Genomic DNA, 19646 nt, shown 5'->3' on the forward strand with positions numbered 1-19646 from the left:
TCGGCCGGGGCGACGGCCGGCGCCGGCGCGGGGACCCCCGCGTCCCCCGGCCGCCCGGCCCCGTCGGCGTCCCCGAGCCTGGATCCCGCCGCCGAGCGGCTGGTCACCGTCACCCGTACCGGCGGGTTCGCCGGCCGTACGGTCGTCCTCACCGTCCGGGGCGACGGCTCCTGGACCCGGACGGCGGGCACCGCGCGGCCGGAGGCCGGGCGGTGCCCGCCGTCCGGTCTGGAGGCGCTGCGCACCGCGCTGCGCGCCGCGGACCTGCCGCACCTGCCGGCCGACGCGACGACGGACCCGCCGGTCTACGACGGGTTCGCCTACACGTTCGTGTATGAGGGGTCCACGGTGAGCTCCGACCAGGGCTCGCTGACACCCGGACTGGAGCGGGTCCTGGAGGCCCTGCCGGGTTTCTAGGGCCGTGCCGGGCGGGTCCACCGGGCCGTCGGCCCTTTCCGGCCACCGCCCCGCGCGTTGTCCGGCAACACGGTGCACGGCCCGTTCACCCGTCCGTTCCCTGTCCGAACCGCACATAGCCGCAGGCCGGTGCCTCCTCTACGCTGCACCCCATCACGCGGGATCTTCAGGGGCGGGACATGGAACAGACACACACCACCCACAACGGCGCCGCGGCCACCCCGGGCGCCCAGCGGCGCGTGCTCGTGGTCGAGGACGACCGCACCATCGCCGACGCCATCGCGGCCCGGCTGCGGGCGGAGGGCTTCCAGGTGCAGACGGCCTACGACGGGCCGGCGGCCGTGGCCGCCTCCGAGAGCTGGCTGCCGGAGCTGCTGGTGCTCGACGTCATGCTGCCGGGCTTCGACGGGCTGGAGGTGTGCCGCCGGGTCCAGGCGCAGCGGCCCGTGCCGGTGCTGATGCTCACCGCCCGGGACGACGAGACCGACATGCTGGTCGGGCTCGGGGTCGGGGCGGACGACTACATGACGAAGCCGTTCTCCATGCGGGAGCTGGCCGCGCGGGTCCACGTCCTGCTGCGCCGGGTGGAGCGGGCCACGCTGGCCGCGACCGCCCCGCGCGGGGCCACGCTGCGCCTGGGCGACCTGGAGATCGACCACGCGCAGCGGCGGGTCCGGGTGCAGGCGGAGGACGTGCACCTGACGCCGACCGAGTTCGACCTGCTGGTGTGCCTGGCGGGGACGCCCCGCGCGGTGCTCTCGCGGGAGCAGCTGCTCGCGGAGGTCTGGGACTGGGCGGACGCCTCGGGCACCCGTACGGTCGACAGCCACATCAAGGCGCTGCGCCGGAAGATCGGCGCGGAGCGGATCCGGACGGTCCACGGCGTCGGGTACGCCCTGGAGACCCCGGCGCAGGCGTGAGCGACCGGCCCCCGGGACCGGGGTTGCGGCCCTACTCGCCGTTCTCGATCAAGACGAAGCTGGGCACGCTCGTCGTGGTGTCGGTGTTCATCACCACGGGGCTGCTGATGGTGGCGCTGCGCACGGCCACGGAGGTCCGGTTCATCACGGTCTTCTCGGTGATCGCCTCGATGCTGATCACCCAGTTCGTGGCGCACAGCCTGACGGCCCCGCTGGACGACATGACGACGGTCGCCCGCGCCATCTCCCACGGGGACTACACGCGCCGGGTGCGCGGCGCCGGACGCCGCGACGAGCTGGGCGATCTGGCCGCGACGATCAACCTGATGGCCGATGACCTGGAGGCCGTGGACAGGCACCGTAGAGAACTGGTCGCGAACGTCTCGCACGAGCTCCGCACGCCGATCGCGGCGCTGCGGGCGGTGCTGGAGAACGTCGTGGACGGGGTCTCACAGGCCGATCCGGAGACGATGCGCACGGCCCTGAAGCAGACGGAACGGCTCGGCCGGCTGGTGGAGACCCTGCTGGACCTGTCCCGGGTGGACAACGGGGTGGTGCCGTTGAAGGCGCGCCGTTTCGAGGTGTGGCCGTACCTGTCGGGGGTGCTGAAGGAGTCGGGGCTGGCGGCCGCGGGGCGGCCGGGGCTGACGTCCGGTTCGGGCGGGCACACCCGCAATGACGTGCACCTTCACCTGGACGTGTTCCCGCCGGAGCTGACGGCGCACGCCGATGCGGAGCGGCTGCACCAAGTGGTGGCGAACCTGATCGACAACGCGGTCAAGCACAGTCCGCCGCACGGCCGGGTGACGGTCCGCGCCCGGGCCGGCGACGCGCCCGGGAGTCTGGCCCTGGAGGTCGTCGACGAGGGTCCCGGAATTCCGGAGGCGGAGCGGCACCGGGTCTTCGAGCGGTTCAACCGGGGCGCGGCGCGCGGCGGCGACGGGGGCACCGGACTGGGTCTGGCGATCGCCCGCTGGGCCGTCGGCCTGCACGGCGGGCGCATCGGCGTGGCCGAATCGTCACGGGGTTGCCGAATCCTTGTCACTCTTCCGGGCAGCTCACCGGCATCGTCTTGACGTAGGGTTCTGGTGGGAAGGACATGATCTCGGCCACATGTGCCCGGGGTCGTCAGGGGTGCGAAGCCATGGAGGCCGCAACCTGGGTGCCCCCTACCCGAACCACGCTTGTTTCCCGCCATTCCACGTGGTGAAACCCGCCGTTCGATGTGACCTGCGCGACGGAAGTCCCGCCCGGCCTGCAAGGCACCGTCCGGGAGGCGTAGCCTTTATTCCCGCTGTCCATACCTTGTGAAGCGGAAGAGGGCGGTTGCCGCCGTGTCGCCACAGTCCCCCAGTAACCCGAGCACCACGACCGAAGCAGCAGAGGGCGGGAAGACCCCTGCCTCAGGCTTCGGCGCGAATGAGTGGCTCGTCGACGAGATCTATCAGCAGTACCTCCAGGACCCGAACTCGGTCGACCGGGCCTGGTGGGACTTCTTCGCCGACTACAAGCCGGGGGGCGCTGTCGCTCCGGTGAAGGCGGACGGTCCCGGGAAGTCCACGACGACGGATGGCGCCTCCGCACAGGCCGCCACCTCCGCCGCAGCCCCTCAGGCCCCTGTCGCCGCCGCCACGGGGGCGGCGCGCGCCGTGCCTCCCGTCGCCGGCAACGGCTCCCCCGGGGCGGCCGCTCCGGCCGCCCCGCCTGTGTCAGCTCCTGCCCCTGCTCCTGCCACCCCCTCTGGTGCCCCTGCTGTGACTGTCACCTCCCAGGCCCCGGCCGCCGCACCGGCCGCGCCCGCCCCCTCCGCCGTAGCCGCCCAGAAGGCCGCGCCCGCCACCGAGGCCCCCTCCGGCCCCGAACTGGTGACGCTCCGCGGCCCGGCCGCTGCCGTGGCCAAGAACATGAACGCCTCCCTCGACGTGCCGACGGCCACCTCCGTCCGCGCCGTCCCGGTGAAGCTGCTGTTCGACAACCGCATCGTCATCAACAACCACCTCAAGCGCGCCCGCGGTGGGAAGATCTCCTTCACCCACCTCATCGGCTACGCGATGGTCCAGGCGATCAAGGCCATGCCGGCCATGAACCACTCCTTCGCGGAGAAGGACGGCAAGCCGACCCTGGTCAAGCCGGAGCACATCAACTTCGGTCTCGCGATCGACCTGGTGAAGCCGAACGGCGACCGTCAGCTCGTCGTCGCCGGCATCAAGAAGGCCGAGACCCTCAACTTCTTCGAGTTCTGGCAGGCCTACGAGGACATCGTCCGCCGTGCCCGCGTCGGCAAGCTGACGATGGACGACTTCACCGGCGTCACCGTCTCGCTGACCAACCCCGGCGGCCTGGGCACCGTGCACTCCGTGCCCCGCCTGATGCCCGGACAGTCGGTCATCATGGGCGTCGGCTCCATGGACTACCCCGCCGAGTTCCAGGGCACCTCGCAGGACACCCTGAACAAGCTGGGCATCTCCAAGGTCATGACCCTGACCTCGACCTACGACCACCGGGTCATCCAGGGCGCGGCCTCCGGCGAGTTCCTGCGCATCGTCGCGAACCTGCTGCTCGGCCAGGACGGCTTCTACGACGCCGTCTTCGAGGCCCTGCGCATCCCGTACGAGCCGGTCCGCTGGAACCGTGACATCGACGCCTCCCACGACGACGACGTCACGAAGGCCGCCCGCGTCTTCGAGCTGATCCACTCCTACCGGGTCCGCGGCCACGTCATGGCCGACACCGACCCGCTGGAGTACAAGCAGCGCAAGCACCCCGACCTCGACATCACCGAGCACGGCCTCACCCTGTGGGACCTGGAGCGCGAGTTCGCGGTCGGCGGCTTCTCCGGCAAGTCGATGATGAAGCTCCGCGACATCCTCGGCGTGCTGCGCGACTCGTACTGCCGCACCACCGGCGTCGAGTTCATGCACATCCAGGACCCGAAGCAGCGCCGCTGGATCCAGGACCGCATCGAGCGTCCGCACTCCAAGCCGGAGCGCGAGGAGCAGCTGCGCATCCTGCGCCGCCTGAACGCCGCCGAGGCCTTCGAGACCTTCCTGCAGACGAAGTACGTCGGCCAGAAGCGCTTCTCCCTGGAGGGCGGCGAGTCCGTCATCCCGCTGCTCGACGCGGTCATCGACTCCGCGGCCGAGGCCCGCCTCGAAGAGGTCGCGATCGGCATGGCCCACCGCGGCCGCCTGAACGTCCTCGCCAACATCGTCGGCAAGTCGTACGCGCAGATCTTCCGCGAGTTCGAGGGCAACCTCGACCCGAAGTCGATGCACGGCTCCGGCGACGTCAAGTACCACCTGGGCGCCGAGGGCACCTTCACGGGCCTGGACGGCGAGCAGATCAAGGTCTCGCTCGTCGCGAACCCCTCGCACCTGGAGGCGGTGGACCCGGTCCTGGAGGGCGTGGTCCGCGCCAAGCAGGACGTCATCAACAAGGGCGGCACCGACTTCACGGTGCTCCCGCTCGCCCTGCACGGCGACGCGGCCTTCGCCGGCCAGGGTGTGGTCGCCGAGACGCTGAACATGTCGCAGCTGCGCGGCTACCGCACCGGCGGCACCGTGCACGTGGTCATCAACAACCAGGTCGGCTTCACCGCCGCCCCGGAGTCCTCGCGTTCGTCGATGTACGCGACCGACGTGGCCCGCATGATCGAGGCGCCGATCTTCCACGTGAACGGTGACGACCCGGAGGCCGTGGTCCGCATCGCGCGGCTCGCCTTCGAGTTCCGCCAGGCGTTCAACAAGGACGTGGTCATCGACCTCATCTGCTACCGCCGCCGCGGTCACAACGAGTCCGACAACCCGGCGTTCACCCAGCCGCTGATGTACGACCTGATCGACAAGAAGCGCTCGGTGCGCAAGCTGTACACCGAGTCCCTCATCGGTCGCGGCGACATCACGCTGGAAGAGGCCGAGCAGGCGCTCCAGGACTTCCAGGGCCAGCTGGAGAAGGTCTTCGCGGAGGTCCGCGAGGCCGCCACGCAGCCCCCCGTCAGCGTGCCGGCCCCGGCGCAGGCCGCGGCCGAGTTCCCGGTGACCGTGAACACCGCGATCTCCCAGGACGTCGTCAAGCGGATCGCCGAGTCCCAGGTCAACATCCCCGAGAACGTCACCGTCCACCCGCGCCTGCTGCCGCAGCTGCAGCGCCGCGCGGCGATGATCGACGACGGCACCATCGACTGGGGCATGGGCGAGACCCTGGCCTTCGGTTCGCTGCTGATGGAGGGCACCCCGGTCCGGCTGTCCGGCCAGGACTCCCGCCGCGGCACCTTCGGCCAGCGTCACGCGGTCCTCATCGACCGGGAGACCGGCGAGGACTACACGCCGATGCTGTACCTCTCGGACGAGCAGGCCCGCTTCAACGTCTACGACTCGCTGCTCTCCGAGTACGCGGCCATGGGCTTCGAGTACGGCTACTCGCTGGCCCGCCCGGACGCGCTGGTGCTGTGGGAGGCGCAGTTCGGTGACTTCGTCAACGGCGCGCAGACCGTCGTCGACGAGTTCATCTCCTCGGCCGAGCAGAAGTGGGGCCAGACCTCCGGCGTCACGCTGCTGCTGCCGCACGGCTACGAGGGCCAGGGCCCGGACCACTCGTCCGCGCGTCCCGAGCGCTTCCTCCAGATGTGCGCGCAGGACAACATGACGGTCGCGATGCCGACCCTGCCGTCGAACTACTTCCACCTGCTGCGCTGGCAGGTCCACAACCCGCACCACAAGCCGCTCATCGTCTTCACCCCGAAGTCGATGCTGCGTCTGAAGGCGGCGGCGTCGAAGGCGGAGGAGTTCACGACCGGTTCGTTCCGTCCGGTCATCGGCGACTCGACCGTGGACCCGAACGCGGTCCGCAAGGTCGTCTTCTGCGCGGGCAAGGTCTACTACGACCTGGAGGCCGAGCGGGAGAAGCGCGGCATCACCGACACCGCGATCGTCCGCATCGAGCGGCTGTACCCGCTGGCCGGCGCGGAACTCCAGGCGGAGATCGCCAAGTTCCCGAACGCGGCGAAGTACATCTGGGCCCAGGAGGAGCCGGCGAACCAGGGCGCGTGGCCGTTCATCGCGCTGAACCTGATCGACCACCTCGACCTGGCCGTCGGCGCCGACATCCCGGCCGGCGAGCGCCTGCGCCGCGTCTCGCGTCCGCACGGCTCGTCCCCGGCGGTGGGCTCCGCGAAGCGCCACCAGGCGGAGCAGCAGCTCCTGCTGAACGAGGTCTTCGAGGCGTAAGCACTGCGCTGAGTTGAGCTGAGCAGTTGGAAGGCCCGGCCCCGATGGGGGCCGGGCCTTCCGGCTGTCCGGGGGGCGGGGTCTTTGCCGCCTGCCTGCTGGACGTTTCGCCTCCTCTCCCCACCGGCGGCGAGTTAGACGGGGCGGGCCGCCCTGTCAAGGGCGCTCACTACCGTCACGTCGCTACGCGCTGGCCTTCAGCCACCCGGACACAGAGGGCTATCGGGTCACTGTGTTCTGAGGCGGGGGCGTACGCCGAAGGCTAGGGCCAGTGCGAAGGCGACGGCAGTCGCCACAGCGGCCGGTATGTCCTGTGTCGGGTAGAGAGGGAGAGCCCACCAAGATCCCTGGAAATGTCCTTGCGGGTCGAATTGTCGGCCGAGCATCAGGCATGTGGTGATGTAGAGGAACCCGACGGCGATGGCCGTCGACTCATTGGTCAGCCGGCGGACGGCGAGGGTGAGGGCCATGACGAAGATGATGTTGCGTGCGACGTCGAAGCCGGTGAAGGGACTGCACGCCAGTGTCAGAATCGCCGTTGCCAACAGAGACAGACGGTCCCAGATGTGCACGGGAGTGACGGCAGTCAGCTCGACCTGGGAAAGCCGCCGATCCATGCAATAGATCATGGCAGCGGTGATGACGACCGGCAGGAAGTACGACAGCTTCCCGGCACCGGCTCCTATGACCAGTTGCGGCAGAGGGACCACGCTGCGCCCCGCGATCACACAGAGGACGGCCGCCAGGAGGACGGCCGGTGGCATTAGCCACCAGCGGCGGACAGTCAGGGCGTAGAGCTTCATTGCGGTGCCTGGCAGTGCTTCTGAGAGCGTGCCTGTGCGCGGAACCAGTCAGCTTGGTCGCCTACCGAACGCTTGCGCACGGCGTCGAGTTCGGCCGACATCTCTGGGGGCACCATCTGCCGCATCTGGGTGGTGTCCGCTCCCATGACGAGCATGGCCCACGCACTGGCTGCGGACCCGGGCATATTGCACGGCTTGGCCACTCCCTGGTCTCTGGCGGTGCCCGCCAGGACGGTCTCGGCCAGATCGCTCACGGTGTCGCCGCGGGTGACGACGGTGCCCCTGCGAGGGAGGTACCACTCGTAGGGCCAGATACCAGGTGTCACCGGGACGCGTGCAGACTGGAGCCGCAGTTCGTCGGGGAGTGCGATCCCGGCCCTGGCCAGTGCCGCCAAAGGCGGGCGTATGTCATCGCTGGCCTTTCCGACGTAGTCCGCGTACTCGACGGGAAAGCACACCTTCGGTGAGGCGCCGGCGCAAGTGTATTGGAGGGCGCGGGGTTCGTCGGGACGGACGTAACCCCAGTCGATGACGGCGCCCCGGCCCACGACGAGGGAAGCCGCCAGAACTGCGAGACCGACGAGCACCCCGGCGACACGGGGCTTGAGCGTGATGGCGATCCAGACGGCGAGGGCCATCACAGTGGTGAAGGCCCAGGGAATGAGGTAGGCGGCGGGAGCACGCACGTCGGTGACTGTCGAATTCTCGATGATCGTTCCGAACAGGTGGCGGTACCAGGGAGTGGCCAGGCTGGCGGGGAAGAGGAGGAGGATCCAGCCCAGGATTCCCGCCAGGGGCGCAGCGATGCTTCGAGGCGCAACGGTGCCGATGGCCCAGCCGATCGCCATCCATCCGAGCGGGATGACCACCAAGTGGGCAACGGCGAGCCATCCTGCCCCCGACGGCGGTACGCCCTGAAGCTGCCAGCCGAGGGCCACCATGGTGGTGACGAGCACGACGTGCAGGGCCACCGTGGGAAGGAGTGCGTACAGGACACGTTGGAGAGGGCTGCGTACCGAGCTCTTGACAAATTCGGTGAGGGCGCGCTGCCGACCCGCCTCCCAGGCTGCCGACGCGGCTACGGCCGCTGTCACGATGGGGAGGGACTGGCCAGCGTATTCACCACTCAACACCCCGAAGTCGGTGCCAGCGGTGACCGCATTGGCCTGGACGACGACACCGGCATAAAAGAGGGCCGGAAGCACCAGCCAGGGTGCCGCCGAGGAGCGGAGGTTCGCTGTTTTGATCACGACCCGCCCCCGAGGATGGTGGTGTAGGCGCTCTCGAGCTGCCGACCGGGGACCGATCCGGGAGTGGCATGCGCTGCGAACTCCTCGACTGCTCCCTGGAACCTGGGTCGGCCGGCCTCGAAGACGACAACCTCGTCGAAGGCTTCGTGGAGATCTCCGATGTCGTGTGTGGAGACGATGACGTGCACGCTTCCTCGCAGGGACACCAGCAGGTCGAGGAACCGCCGTCGCTGCTGAGGGTCGAGCCCGACCGTGGGCTCGTCGAGCAGCAGGACCTCAGCGTCGTGGCCCAGGGCCCCGGCGATCGCCACACGCTGCTGCTGGCCGCCGGAGAGTGACTTGATCCGGTGGTCTCGGTGCTTGCTCAGTCCGACGCGATCCAAGGCGGCCGGGGCTGCGGTCCATGCGGCCCGCTCGTTCATCCCCTTGAGCCACCCGATGTAGGCCACGTGCTCACGACAGGTCAACCCCGGCAGAAAGCCAGGGCGCTGGGGAAGCCAGGAGACTTGCTTCCGATAGTCCCTCGCCCGACGCCCCCTCGCCGAATCCAGGCGATTCAAGCAAACCCGACCACGCTCCGGTCGCCAAGCCCCCGAGCCGAGAGTGAGGAGAGTGCTCTTCCCCGCTCCGTTCGGGCCGAGCAGAACAGTGTGCCCCGAAGAGAAATTGAGATTCAGTCCGTTAATGACGGGCTGGTTTCGTCGACCGTACCGAAAGGTGCAATCATGGAATTGCAGGGGCATATCGTCCTCGCGTGCATGACGGGGTGCCACCCCCGATGGAGGAAAGGATCCTCCATCGGGGGTGAAAATTGTCTTCAGGGTTACACGTTCAGGGTCAGTACGTCACGGTCAGGGACCTGACGCTGAGCCTGGCCCAACCGCCATTGTTGACGACGAAATAGAAGTCTCCGGCTCCCTTGTTGCCCCAGTTGCCGGTAGAGACGGCGTTCGAACCGGAGAGGCAGTTGGTGAACGCGGCAGTCGAGTAGTACGGGTCCGGCTGCAGCTTGATGTCCTGGGCCAGGGTGACATTTACCACCGAACTATCACTGGTGCAACCCGTGAACTGGATGGTGTGGGTCCCGCCGCTGGTGTACCAGCGAGAGGACTCGAAGTTCGGGCCCACGTTGGTCATGTAGCTGGACCAACTGGCAGCCTGGGCCGGGCCCATGGTGACCGCGAGGATCGAGGCCGCACCCACAGAAGCGAGTCCCGCTCGACGTACGAGCGCCTGAACCGTGCCAGCGTTTCTCCTGATGCTCACTGAAAACTTCCTTCGTTTTGCATAGTTGAGGCAGAAGTGTTGCAATGGCGCTTCAGAGCGCTCCCCCCAAATATCGGAATGGCTCCGCTACAGACCAGAAACCCCGCACCTGATAGGCCGGCTACCCGAGAGGGGGTTTACCCCTCCTCGGAAGTCATTGAACTGCGCGGAGGAATAAATGACTTCAGGCCGTTCAGTGCACCCTGTACGCGTGCGCAGTGCTGGGCCGTCTCTCATCTCACGCCAACATCCGTGAACCGAATGCTTCTCCCACCTTCATCCCACCTGCGGGACTCCGAGGTCGGAGAGACAGGGCTCTGATTCATGAAGCAGCTCGCGCCCGGCAGGTCGTACTCACGGCACTGCGGCTGGACTCATCTGGGCCAGGGTTTGCGACTTTAGCCCGTTGACTTTGGGATGCCAGTCATTTCCCTGCCCCCCTGCTGGCTGTCCATGACCGTACCGCCCAAGATCCCTAGGTGCATCGACTTTTTTGGCCACAGCGAAGTGGTCGATCTTGGAGTGCCCAGGTGGCCAGTTCAGCCGTATTAAGGACCTTTACGCGCCCACTGGCTGAAAACAGCCGAATGAGGCCCGGATCAGTCGAGTCAGGCTGATTATTTATTGGCTGGTTAGAGTCTGTTCAGGAGGTCTGAGGACATCGTGGTCGACTTCTGCGCGCTGCCCGACGCCGGCCGGATCGCTACGCGACTGCGGCAGTCTGGCGGCGATCCGGCCGTCGTGGCTCAGGTCTCAGGCTTGGAGCATGCCGCGCACGCGACGTTCCGGGAGGCGCCCGTTGCAGGGTCCACCATGACGGTCATGCCGGACCCGTGGGGGCAGACTCGGCGGGGCCGCCTCCCGGGTCGGTGCTCGACCCGGGTCGTGGCAAAGGTTGCCACCACCGCCTGGAACCTTGGGTCGACCCACACCCTCGGACGGGCCTCGTCAGGATCTTCACTCACCGCAACTCCCTTTGGGCGGAACGTAGTCACCCGGCTGTAGAGGAGCGGCCATGGTCAGCCGAGCAGTGCGCGCCGGGCTCGCAGTTCGGGGTGGTGGCGCATGATCAGGACGTTCATGTCGCTGACGCGCGAGCGGTCACGCTCCACGTGGGCCTGGAAGCGGACCAAGACGTGGGCGGCGCACTCGGCGCAGGAGTCCGGGGGAACCGGCAGCCGCGGGAACAGGTCGGGGGCCTCCATCAGACGGCCTCGATGTTGGCCACGGCCGTGGAGATCTCCCGGCCGGACGGGCCGCGGACGTACGCCAGCCTCACCCAGCGCTCACGGACCGGTGTGTCGGAGACGTCCTCCCGGACCACGGCCATGAGCACCCCCTCGACGCCGGACGCGATGTCCCGCACCCGCTTGTGGAGCAGCGCGTGAGGGACGTCCTCGAAGGATCGGGGTACTGCTTCATGCATCACGCGGTCTCGCTCCCTGCCGTCGTCATCGGGTGGTGTGACGACGGTAGGGGTGGACCGGTATGGGCAGGGGCACAGTCCGTGCCCGTTCTCTTCAGGCCGTCAGCAGCCCCAGCCGGGATGCAAGTTCAGACGCTCGTCGACGGCGTGCAGGGCTCTTCGACTCGGCCTCCTCCAGAACGATCCGCTTCGCGTACCCGTTGTACTGCACGGTCTCCGGCGCAGTCTCGTGAGCCTGCGCCAGCGTCGCCAGCGCCACGCCCGGCTGCGCGTCGAGGTGGTATGCGCGGGCCTGCTCGATCCGGTGCCGGGCCCGCCGCGGGCGCGATGGAATCGCCTCCGCCTCCGCCCGTGCGGCCTGGCGCGCCGACTCCCCTCCGGCGTGCAGCTCGACGGCCACGGTGACCGCGTGCGCGCCGATGACAGCCCTGGAGAAGCTCGTCACGGGGTGGAAATACCCACGGGGCAGGGACTCGGCCAGGGCCCGGGCGTCGTCCCAGCACCGCCACGCGGTGCCGGTCTCCCCGCGGCGGGCGGCCGTCAGCCCTGCCTCGACGGTGAGGGCCCCGGCGACCGCGCGGACGTCCATGCTGGCTTCGGGGAGGAGGGGCTCCAGGTAGCGGAGGGTCTCCAGGGTGACGGCGTCGGCCGCGTCGAGGTGCGCGCGCTCGCGGTGAGCCTGCGTGGTGAGCCACGCGGCGAGGCCGATCGCGTGCGGGTCCTCGGAGTCCCGCGCGGCCATCATGCCGCGCTCCGCCACCCGCCATACCAAGGGGGCGTCCGGCTGGTAGGCGCAGAAGAACTGCGCGAGGAAGTACACCTCGGCGAGGCGCGCCTGGGCTGCTTTGCGGTCGGCCACGGTCTCGGCCTGCCGGACCGCGGACTGCGCGTCCCGGACCAGATCCGGCAGCAGGGCCCCCACGACGTCGCGGTGGTTCGGCGCGGAATGCCGGGCCGACCACGCACGGGCGAGGCGCGCGGTCAGGTGCGCGGCAGGCGGTGCCTCTCGACTGTCGCCGAGCTGGAGCGTGTTGAGGGCCTCGCGGACCGCGGCAAACCGCGGGTGCCCGGGGCCGGTGAACAGACTGACCTGCATGGACTGGTCCCCCGTGAGGTCGGACAGGTCCCGGACACGCAGCACCTCGGCGATACGGAGGACGACGGGCAGGTGCGGAGTACGCAGACGGCCGGTCTCGACGGCCTTGACCCATGACCCGGATCGCGCGAGAAGGCCGCCGAGTTGGTCGCGAGTGAGGCCACGGCGCTGGCGGAGGATCTGCATTCTCTGCCCGAAGACCAGCGGGTCCGTGTACGGGTCCGGGAAAGCATCAGGTGACATCGCGGCCTTGCCCCTCTCCTAGCAGCTCGACACTGACAGGGTATGGGGCAGGGCCGGTTCCGTGTGATCCAGAACGCACGAAAGCGTTGCTCCCGGGCTATGGCGTCCCCGCACGGGCTCGCCTTGAGGCGCTCTTGTGCCGGTCACTGGAAAGGACAAGGCTCGTGCACGTCGGTGCAATCCGCTCGGTAGAGGAGCGATCAATGGCCCTGGAGTTCCTGGGAATTTGGCCGTCCTGGACCGGACAGTGAGGTCACCGGTGGCAACAGCGGTACGTGAGGCACTCGCCAAGGCGCAGCGCTCTGCGATGCACCTTGAAATGCGGGACTGCTACATGCGGGACGACCCGGAGTTCATCCGGTGACAGCAAGGGCACCGGTACGACCCGGACGACCGCGCGTCGTGGTGGCGGTCGTGGCTGGACGTCGTGGCCGAGGCGACGGGTCGGGGCGTGGTCATGCGTCGTCTGCGCGTCGTTTCCGAGCCGCTGAGCGACTACGTGCGGTACGAGTACGACGGGACGTTCTCGAACGTCGCGGCGGGCGAGGACGTGCGGTGGCTGCCGCGGTCCCGTGCGCGCGGCCTGCCGCTGCCCGTGTTGGACGGATGGGTCACGGACGAGGAAACCGTGATCCTCCACCACTTCAGCGGCGAGGGCCAGTGGACCGGTCCGCGTATGGAGGTCCACCACGCCCCGGCGCTGGCCGCGCAGTACGCGACGGCGTACGAGGCGGCGTGGGAGCGGGCCGTCCCGCACACGGAGTACCGGCCGGTCTGACGCGTACCCGCCATGGCCCTCTCTGCATCCTCCAGCGCCCAGAGCGCCCAGCGCTGCGGGTGGCACCCGTCCAAGTGGCAGGCGGCGGGCCCGCCGCCGGGCTACGGCTGGGGCTCGAAGTCCCAGTACGGGCGGGCCTGCTGGCGGGCCGAGACGGTGTGGACGTGCTGGGGCCCCAGGGTGCGGGTGAGGGCCTTGATGCCCGCTTCCTCGTGCTTGGAGGCCTCCGCGTCCTCCCGTACCGAGCGCAGGTCCGCGGCGAGGGCGATCTGGGCGCTGAGCGCCATCGGGTGGTCGGGGCCGAGGATCCGTTCGGCCCCGCGCAGGGTCTCGCGGCTGAGGTCGAGCGCGTCCTCCAGGCGGCCGGTGATGTTGCGGTGCCCGGTGGTGTTCAGGGCGCAGCCCAGGGTCCAGGGGTGGCGGTCGCCGAGCGCGGCCCGCATGCCGACCAGGGCCTGTTCGGCGAGGTTGAGGGCCTCCGCCCGTTCGCCCTGGGCGCGCAGTACGAGGGCGAGGTTGCCGACGGTGCCGATGCTGTACGGGTGGGCGAGGCCGAGCTGGGACTGGTAGCCGCGGACGACCTCCTCGGAGATCCGGCGGGCCTCCTCGATGTCCCCGTACTCGCGCAGGTAGGTGGCGTAGTCGGAGGCGACCATCAGCGTCCAGGGGAACTCGGCCCCGAACACCCGGGTGGAGCGTTCCAGAACGCCGCGCAGCCGGGCGCCGGCGCCGGGGATGTCACCGGAGCGGCGCAGGCACATGCCGAGGTTGTGCTCGGCGCGCAGGGTCTGCGGGTGGTTGACGCCGAGGACCTGGGTGTTGAGCTTGAGGCCCTGTTCCTGGCGGGCGAGGGCCTCGCGGTAGCGGCCCATCAGGCGCAGGCCCATCGCGCAGCCGATGCCGGAGGAGAGGGTGGCGATGTGGCGGACCCGAAGGACCCGTTCGCGGCGGCGCAGGGTGTCCAGGTCGGTGTCGTAGGCCTCCTGGTAGCGGCCGAGCAGGCGCAGGACGACGGCGACGTTGTTCTGGGCGTTGAGGGTGGTGGAGTCGTCCTCGCCGAGGAGTTCGCGGTAGGTGCCGAAGGCGTGCTCCAGCAGGGTCCGGGCCTGGTCGAACTTGGCGGTGCCGAGCAGGACCCCGGCGTAGGTGCTGGTGGCGCGCAGGGTCTCCAGGTCGCGGTCGCCGCGTTCGGTGACGAGCCGGTCGGCGACCGAGCGGGCGAGGGTCTCGGCCTGCCGGAAGCGGCCGAGCATCCGCAGGGCGCCGCCGTAGTGGTAGCTGAGTTCGCGGACCTGGTCGTGGTCGTCGCCGAGCATGGCCCGCCAGACGCCGTCGGTCTGCTCGGACAGGCGCAGGCAGGTGCGGTACTCGCCGGCGAGGATCAGGTAGCGCAGACAGTGCAGCAGGAAGGTCTGGATGCGGGGGTTGCTGCTGGTCAGGACGCCGGCGGAGTCGAGGTGCGGGATGAGTTCGGCGTAGCGGGGCCAGAGCCTGGAGTCGGTGGGGCGGCCGGGGTCGGCGGCGGCGAGGACCTGGCGGACGGCGCGGGAGAGCTGGTCGGCCTCGTCCTCGGCGAGGTTCTCGCGGACGATGTTGTGGACCATGCGGTGCAGTTGCACGGTCTCCAGGCCACCGCCCTCCTCCACGGAGAGGTCGGAGTACTCCAGGCGGACGACGGAGAACTGGACGAGCTTGTTGAGGGCCGCGTTCCAGCGGATCTGGTCGTTGATCAGGCCGGCGAGGTGTTCGGGCACGTCGTCGGCGGGGAACTCGCGCAGCAGCCGCAGCGGGACCCTGCCGGGGGCGAAGAAGACGAACAGCCGCAGGAGGGCGAGGGCGTCGGGGAAGTTCTCCCGGACGTTGTTGAGGAGTATGGCCAGCGCGGTCGGGAAGGGCAGCGGGTAGTCGTCGGAGAGGGTGACGGCCTCGTGGGAGTCGAGCCTGCGCTGGAGGAGGTTCAGGTAGTCGCCCACGCCGATCGGCGAGTCGGCGAGCCAGCCGGCGGTCTGGTCGAGGGCGAGGGGGTAGTCCTCCAGGGCCTCGGCGAGCTGGTCGGCCTCCTCGCTGGTGAGGCGGCGGGCCCGGCGGCGGATGAAGGTGATGGACTCGGGGCGGGCGTAGAGGGGGACTTCGACGAGGCTGGTGTGGCGGGCGGCCCATTCGCGGTTGCGCGAGGTGATGATCACGTCGCCGGCGCCGGAGGGCAGCAGGTCGGTGAGGTCGTCGGGGCTGTCGCAGCCGTCGAAGACCATCAGCCAGCGGTGGAACGGCGCTCCGCGCCGCAGCGCCTCCAGTACGGCCCGGATCTGCTCGCCGTAGCTGCCGGCGCCGCGCGGCAGGCCGAGGGCGGGGGCCAGGTCGGCGAGGCGTTCGCGCAGGGTGGGGCGGTCCTCGGCGGGCACCCACCAGACGACGTCGTACTCGGAGGCGAAGCGGTAGGCGTACTCGGTGGCCACCTGGGTCTTGCCCACGCCGGACAGCCCGAGCAGGGTCACGGTGGACGCGCCGGGCGGGGCCTCGGTGAGGGCTTCGCGGAGCCGGCCGATGACGTCGTTGCGGCCGGTGAAGCGCGGGTTGCGGCGCGGGACCCGGCCCCAGATCTCGGGCGGGTCGTTGGGGAAGCGGGGCCCGCGGCGGCCGCTCTCGGTGCCGATCCGGTCGGTGGGCAGCTCCAGGCGGCGCAGCACCCGGTACTCGGCCTCGTAGGAGTCCAGGCCCCACAGGTCGGTCTTCTCCAGCGCGGCCACGGCGCTCGGCAGCGGGGCGTCGGTGAGGCAGACGGCGGCGAACCGGTCCGGGTGGGCCTCGGTGACGGCGCGCAGGGCGGTGTTCCACTCCTCGTCGGTGTGGGTGCCGGCGGAGAAGTAACGCTCGCTGAGGACGAGGAGGACCTTGCCTCCCGCCCGGGGGAGGTCGTCCAGGGCCTCGGCGAGTCCGGGACTGGTCTGGGGGTCCCAGCGTTGGAGCGCGACGCGGTGGCCGTGCTCCTCCAGGCGGTGGGCGATCCACACCGCCCAGGGGCGGTTGAAGCCCGCGAAGCTGATGACGAAGCGCTGCGGCTGGGCGGCTCCGTCACGGTCGAGTCGCGTACCGGTACCGGTCATGCGGCCGTCTCCCTGGGGTCCGGGCGGTGGACGGGACGTGAGGCGGTGCGAGGGGCGGTGCGGGGGTGTTGCGGGGGTGTTGCGGGGGCTGTGCGAGCGGCTGTGCGGGCTTGAAAGGTACCGCAGCCCGGGGCCCTCAGACCTGTACGAATGCCGCGAGTTCGGGGTGGGCCTCGCACCAGGCGCGCCGCTCGCGCTCCAGCGCGCGCCGGGCGGTCGCGTGCTGGTCTCCGGGGGGCGGCAGTTCGTCCATGGTCCGCTCGGCGGCCGCCATTCCGTCGACGAACTCCCGCCCGGTGAGGGTCAGTTGTGGCTGTGCCCGCAGTACGGGGAGGACCGCGGCGACCTGTGCGCGCACCCGGGCGTGCTGGGCCCAGGCGCCCCGGGCCCCGTACAGCGCGGCCCGCTGCCAGTACCCGGCCAGCGCCAGGTGCGCGTACGCCCCGTGCAGCAGCCCCTCCAGCGGCCTCGGGTCGCTGCGCCAGGGGGCCCAGAGCCGGGGCGTGCGGTCGGCGGTGTGCAGGGTGAGGATGTCGGCGAGGGCGGCCAGCTTGCCGTGCTGCACCTCGTGGACCAGGGTCGCCGCCAGCGCGGGCGGGGCCTGGGCGCGGGCCAGGACGGAACCGGCGGCCGCGGGGAGGGTGGCACCGCTGGAGCGGGTGCCGCCGGCGAGGGGGACCACGGAGCGCAGCAGCCTGCCGATCTCGTCCGCGCGGGTGGAGTCGTAGCGCTCCAGCAGGGTGAGGGCGCCGGACCACTGGGTGTCCCAGCGCTTGTGGCCCCTTGGGGTGAGCCGCCGGGCCGGGCGTACGGATGCCGGGTGCGCGGCGGGCGGGGCACGGTAGGGGTCGAGGTCGTCGAGGGCGGTCCGGCCGCCGGGCAGGGCGTGCAGCGGGAGGGTGGCGCAGGCGTCCCAGGAGCGTTCGGTGAGGGCGAGCGGGCCGGGCCGGTCGGGGCGCAGCAGCCCGAGGGTGGGCAGTGCGAGCCGGCCGCCGACGGGCCTCAGGGTGGCTTTGAAGCCGATCCCGGCGCGCAGCGCGGCGGCGACGGCGAGCGCCCCGAGGTGGGCGAGGTCGGGCGGGGGTCCCTGGGGCGCGTGCAGGCGGCGCAGGGTCTCCTCGGCCCAGACGCCGGTGGCGGGGTAGTGCAGGACGTCGCGCACGGCCTCGGGGTCCTGCCGTTCGGCCTCCTCCAGGAGCGCCCACCGCTCGGCGGCCTCCGCGCCGGGCGCGGCGTCGAGGACGGCGCGCAGCAGCAGGAGCCGCTTGGAGCGGCGCACGTCGCGCACCAGGCGGGTGCCCTCGGCCGAGGGCTCGGTGGAGGCGAGGGCGCGCAGCGTGTGGGAGCTGACGGTGAAGCGCGCGAGCCCGCCGCCGGGCTCCGCACGGGCGCCGCCGTCCCCAGGGGCCACGCCCGGATCCCGGCCCTGCCCCCGGTCCTGGTCCTGGTCCCGGCCCCGGTCCTCGTCCCGGCCTTGGCCCCGGCCCGGACCCTGACCCTGCCCCTGGTCCCGGGCCTGGTCCCCGAGGCCGCCCTGGACCCGGCCGTGGCCCCCCGCCTGCGCGGGCACCTGCCCCCGGGACGACTCCCGGTCGGGGGGATCCTGGGTGCGGCCGAGCACCCGGGGCGGGGCCTGGGCCTGGGCCCGGTCCTCGGGGAGGATGTCGTTCGGAGGGGTTCGGGAGGCCGTTCGGGCCCGGGAACGGGCGTCGGCATCGGTTTCGGTTTCGGCCGCTCCCGTGTGGTGGGTCATGAGGCGGCCCGTCCCGTCGTCGCGGCCAGGTGCAGGGCCCCGGCGATGTGCCGGATGACGGCCTGGAGGTCGGTGCAGTACACGGACGGCTGGCGGAAGCCCTCCCCCGCGCGGTAGCGGTGCGGGTAGTGGCCGCCCCCGCACACCTCGACGAGTTCGCAGGAGCGGCAGCCGGGTGCGAGGGCCTCCCGGCCCAGCTGGCGGGCGGCGAAGCCGGGGTGGTCGAGCAGTTGGTCGAAGCTGTGGGTGTCGACGGTCATGCCGGTCGCGGCGGCCCCTTCGTAGGCGGACTTCAGCGAGTCGGCCTGCTCGATGGCGCCGTCGGTCTCGACGACGGCGGTGGCGGCCGGGGCCAGGCCGAGCGTCTCGGTGGCGGTGGGCAGGCCCAGCAGCAGCGCGATGACCTCCTCGAAGATCCGGATCCGGGTCCGCCGCACCCCGTCGTGCCACCAGCGGTCGAAGACGGCCAGCAGCCAGTCGCCGTACGGGGTCCCGGGCCCCGGACGGCCCGGTGGCGGGGTGCTCCAGTTGGCCAGCGGCAGCAGCAGGCCGATGGCGGGCGGCGCGAAGTCGAGCAGGGACTCGTACGTCTCCACCGGGTCCTGCGCCAGGTCCACCACGCACAGCACCCCGGCATAGCCCTCGGGGTGCCGTGCGAGCAGCCGCAGCCCGCGCGCGGCGGCGCCGAAGCCGGGCCGCCCGCCGTGGTCCACGCGGCGGGTGTTGTGCGCGGGCAGTCCTCCGTCGAGGCTGACGCCGACCCGGATCCCGGCGGCGGCCAGGGCGGTGATCCGGCCCCGGGTCAGGAGGGTGCCGTTGGTCTGCACGCTCGCGGTGACGCGGGTGCGGGGTGCGTGCCGGGCCACGGCCGCCCGTACCGCGTCGACGGGCGCCGCGAGGGCGGCGGGCGCCGCCAGGAGGGGCTCTCCGCCGTGCAGGACCAGGTCGACGCGGGGCAGGTCGTGGGCGGCGGCGTGCTCGGCGATCCGTTCGGCGGCGCGCAGGGCGGTGGCCCGGGTCATGACGGCGGGGCGGGTGCGCCAGCTCTGGTCGGCCATCTCGTAGACGTAGCAGTAGGTGCACGCGAGGTTGCAGCGGCTGTGGGTCTTGAGGACGAACTGCCTGATCGGCTGGGGACGGTGGCCGGCGGCGCGCAGGGCCGGCACGTCGAGGCGGGTGTACGGCCAGGGGGCGTGGCGCGCGTGCCGGTCGAGGGCCCGGTGCGCGGGCAGCACGGGACCGCTCGTGATCGCTTGGCTCATCCGCCCGCACCTCCCTCCCCCGGCTCATGCCGGGGGGACCCCCGGGACGGTCCATCCCTGCCCCTCGGACGGGCCCGGCTAACGGCGGAAAGTGGTCAACCCG

14 protein-coding genes and 1 pseudogene are annotated in these 19646 nt (G+C 70.9%); 5 read left to right on the forward strand and 10 right to left on the reverse strand.

The window, feature by feature from the left end; genetic code table 11:
• From ACEPPI_RS13420 to ACEPPI_RS13435, 4 genes are all read left to right on the forward strand, one after another.
• A partial coding sequence (locus tag ACEPPI_RS13420; RefSeq protein WP_373915460.1) for a hypothetical protein occupies positions 1-417 on the forward strand: 417 nt, incomplete at its 5' end.
• Between the two features lie 179 nt (positions 418-596).
• Positions 597-1337 carry a response regulator transcription factor gene (locus ACEPPI_RS13425; RefSeq protein ID WP_030225711.1) on the forward strand — a complete coding sequence of 247 codons (741 nt, stop codon included), beginning with the start codon at positions 597-599 and terminating at the stop codon, positions 1335-1337.
• A complete protein-coding gene (locus ACEPPI_RS13430; RefSeq protein ID WP_373915461.1) occupies positions 1334-2413 on the forward strand; it encodes an ATP-binding protein in 1080 nt (359 codons plus the stop codon). The genes ACEPPI_RS13425 and ACEPPI_RS13430 overlap by 4 nt, the downstream gene beginning before the upstream one ends.
• Before the next feature lie 258 nt (positions 2414-2671).
• Positions 2672-6562 carry a multifunctional oxoglutarate decarboxylase/oxoglutarate dehydrogenase thiamine pyrophosphate-binding subunit/dihydrolipoyllysine-residue succinyltransferase subunit gene (locus ACEPPI_RS13435; protein WP_373915462.1) on the forward strand — a complete coding sequence of 1297 codons (3891 nt, stop codon included), beginning with the start codon at positions 2672-2674 and terminating at the stop codon, positions 6560-6562.
• A gap of 227 nt (positions 6563-6789) precedes the next feature.
• Here ACEPPI_RS13435 and ACEPPI_RS13440 read toward each other — a convergent pair whose 3' ends face one another.
• From ACEPPI_RS13440 to ACEPPI_RS13470, 7 genes are all read right to left on the reverse strand, one after another.
• Positions 6790-7365 carry a hypothetical protein gene (locus ACEPPI_RS13440; RefSeq protein WP_373915463.1) on the reverse strand — a complete coding sequence of 192 codons (576 nt, stop codon included), beginning with the start codon at positions 7363-7365 and terminating at the stop codon, positions 6790-6792.
• Positions 7362-8615, reverse strand: a complete 1254-nt coding sequence (locus tag ACEPPI_RS13445; protein WP_373915464.1) for a hypothetical protein — start codon at positions 8613-8615, stop codon at positions 7362-7364. The genes ACEPPI_RS13440 and ACEPPI_RS13445 overlap by 4 nt, the downstream gene beginning before the upstream one ends.
• Positions 8612-9358, reverse strand: a complete 747-nt coding sequence (locus ACEPPI_RS13450) for an ABC transporter ATP-binding protein (RefSeq protein WP_373915465.1) — start codon at positions 9356-9358, stop codon at positions 8612-8614. The genes ACEPPI_RS13445 and ACEPPI_RS13450 overlap by 4 nt, the downstream gene beginning before the upstream one ends.
• Positions 9359-9452: 94 nt before the next feature.
• A complete protein-coding gene (locus tag ACEPPI_RS13455) occupies positions 9453-9881 on the reverse strand; it encodes a hypothetical protein (protein ID WP_373915466.1) in 429 nt (142 codons plus the stop codon).
• 1019 nt (positions 9882-10900) lie between these two features.
• Positions 10901-11086, reverse strand: a complete 186-nt coding sequence (locus ACEPPI_RS13460) for a hypothetical protein (RefSeq protein ID WP_373915467.1) — start codon at positions 11084-11086, stop codon at positions 10901-10903.
• Positions 11086-11307 carry a hypothetical protein gene (locus ACEPPI_RS13465; RefSeq protein ID WP_373915468.1) on the reverse strand — a complete coding sequence of 74 codons (222 nt, stop codon included), beginning with the start codon at positions 11305-11307 and terminating at the stop codon, positions 11086-11088. The genes ACEPPI_RS13460 and ACEPPI_RS13465 overlap by 1 nt, the downstream gene beginning before the upstream one ends.
• A 94-nt stretch (positions 11308-11401) precedes the next feature.
• Positions 11402-12646, reverse strand: a complete 1245-nt coding sequence (locus ACEPPI_RS13470; RefSeq protein WP_373915469.1) for a helix-turn-helix domain-containing protein — start codon at positions 12644-12646, stop codon at positions 11402-11404.
• A 259-nt stretch (positions 12647-12905) separates the two neighbouring features.
• Here ACEPPI_RS13470 and ACEPPI_RS13475 point away from each other — a divergent pair.
• A pseudogene (locus ACEPPI_RS13475) lies at positions 12906-13424 on the forward strand (DUF6879 family protein).
• 101 nt (positions 13425-13525) lie between these two features.
• Here ACEPPI_RS13475 and fxsT read toward each other — a convergent pair.
• The 3 genes from fxsT to ACEPPI_RS13490 form a co-directional block, all read right to left on the reverse strand.
• On the reverse strand, positions 13526-16528 hold the full coding sequence (gene fxsT / locus ACEPPI_RS13480; protein ID WP_373915470.1) for an FxSxx-COOH system tetratricopeptide repeat protein: 3003 nt from the start codon (positions 16526-16528) through the stop codon (positions 13526-13528).
• Between the two features lie 136 nt (positions 16529-16664).
• Positions 16665-18281 (reverse strand): HEXXH motif-containing putative peptide modification protein, encoded by a 1617-nt coding sequence (locus ACEPPI_RS13485; protein ID WP_373915471.1) that lies wholly within the window; start codon positions 18279-18281, stop codon positions 16665-16667.
• Positions 18278-19543: an FxsB family cyclophane-forming radical SAM/SPASM peptide maturase gene (locus ACEPPI_RS13490; RefSeq protein WP_373915472.1), complete on the reverse strand. Its 1266-nt coding sequence runs from the start codon at positions 19541-19543 to the stop codon at positions 18278-18280. The genes ACEPPI_RS13485 and ACEPPI_RS13490 overlap by 4 nt, the downstream gene beginning before the upstream one ends.
• Positions 19544-19646: the final 103 nt, after the last annotated feature.

The organism is Streptomyces sp. AB3(2024) (assembly GCF_041862025.1).
GTDB lineage: Bacteria > Actinomycetota > Actinomycetes > Streptomycetales > Streptomycetaceae > Streptomyces.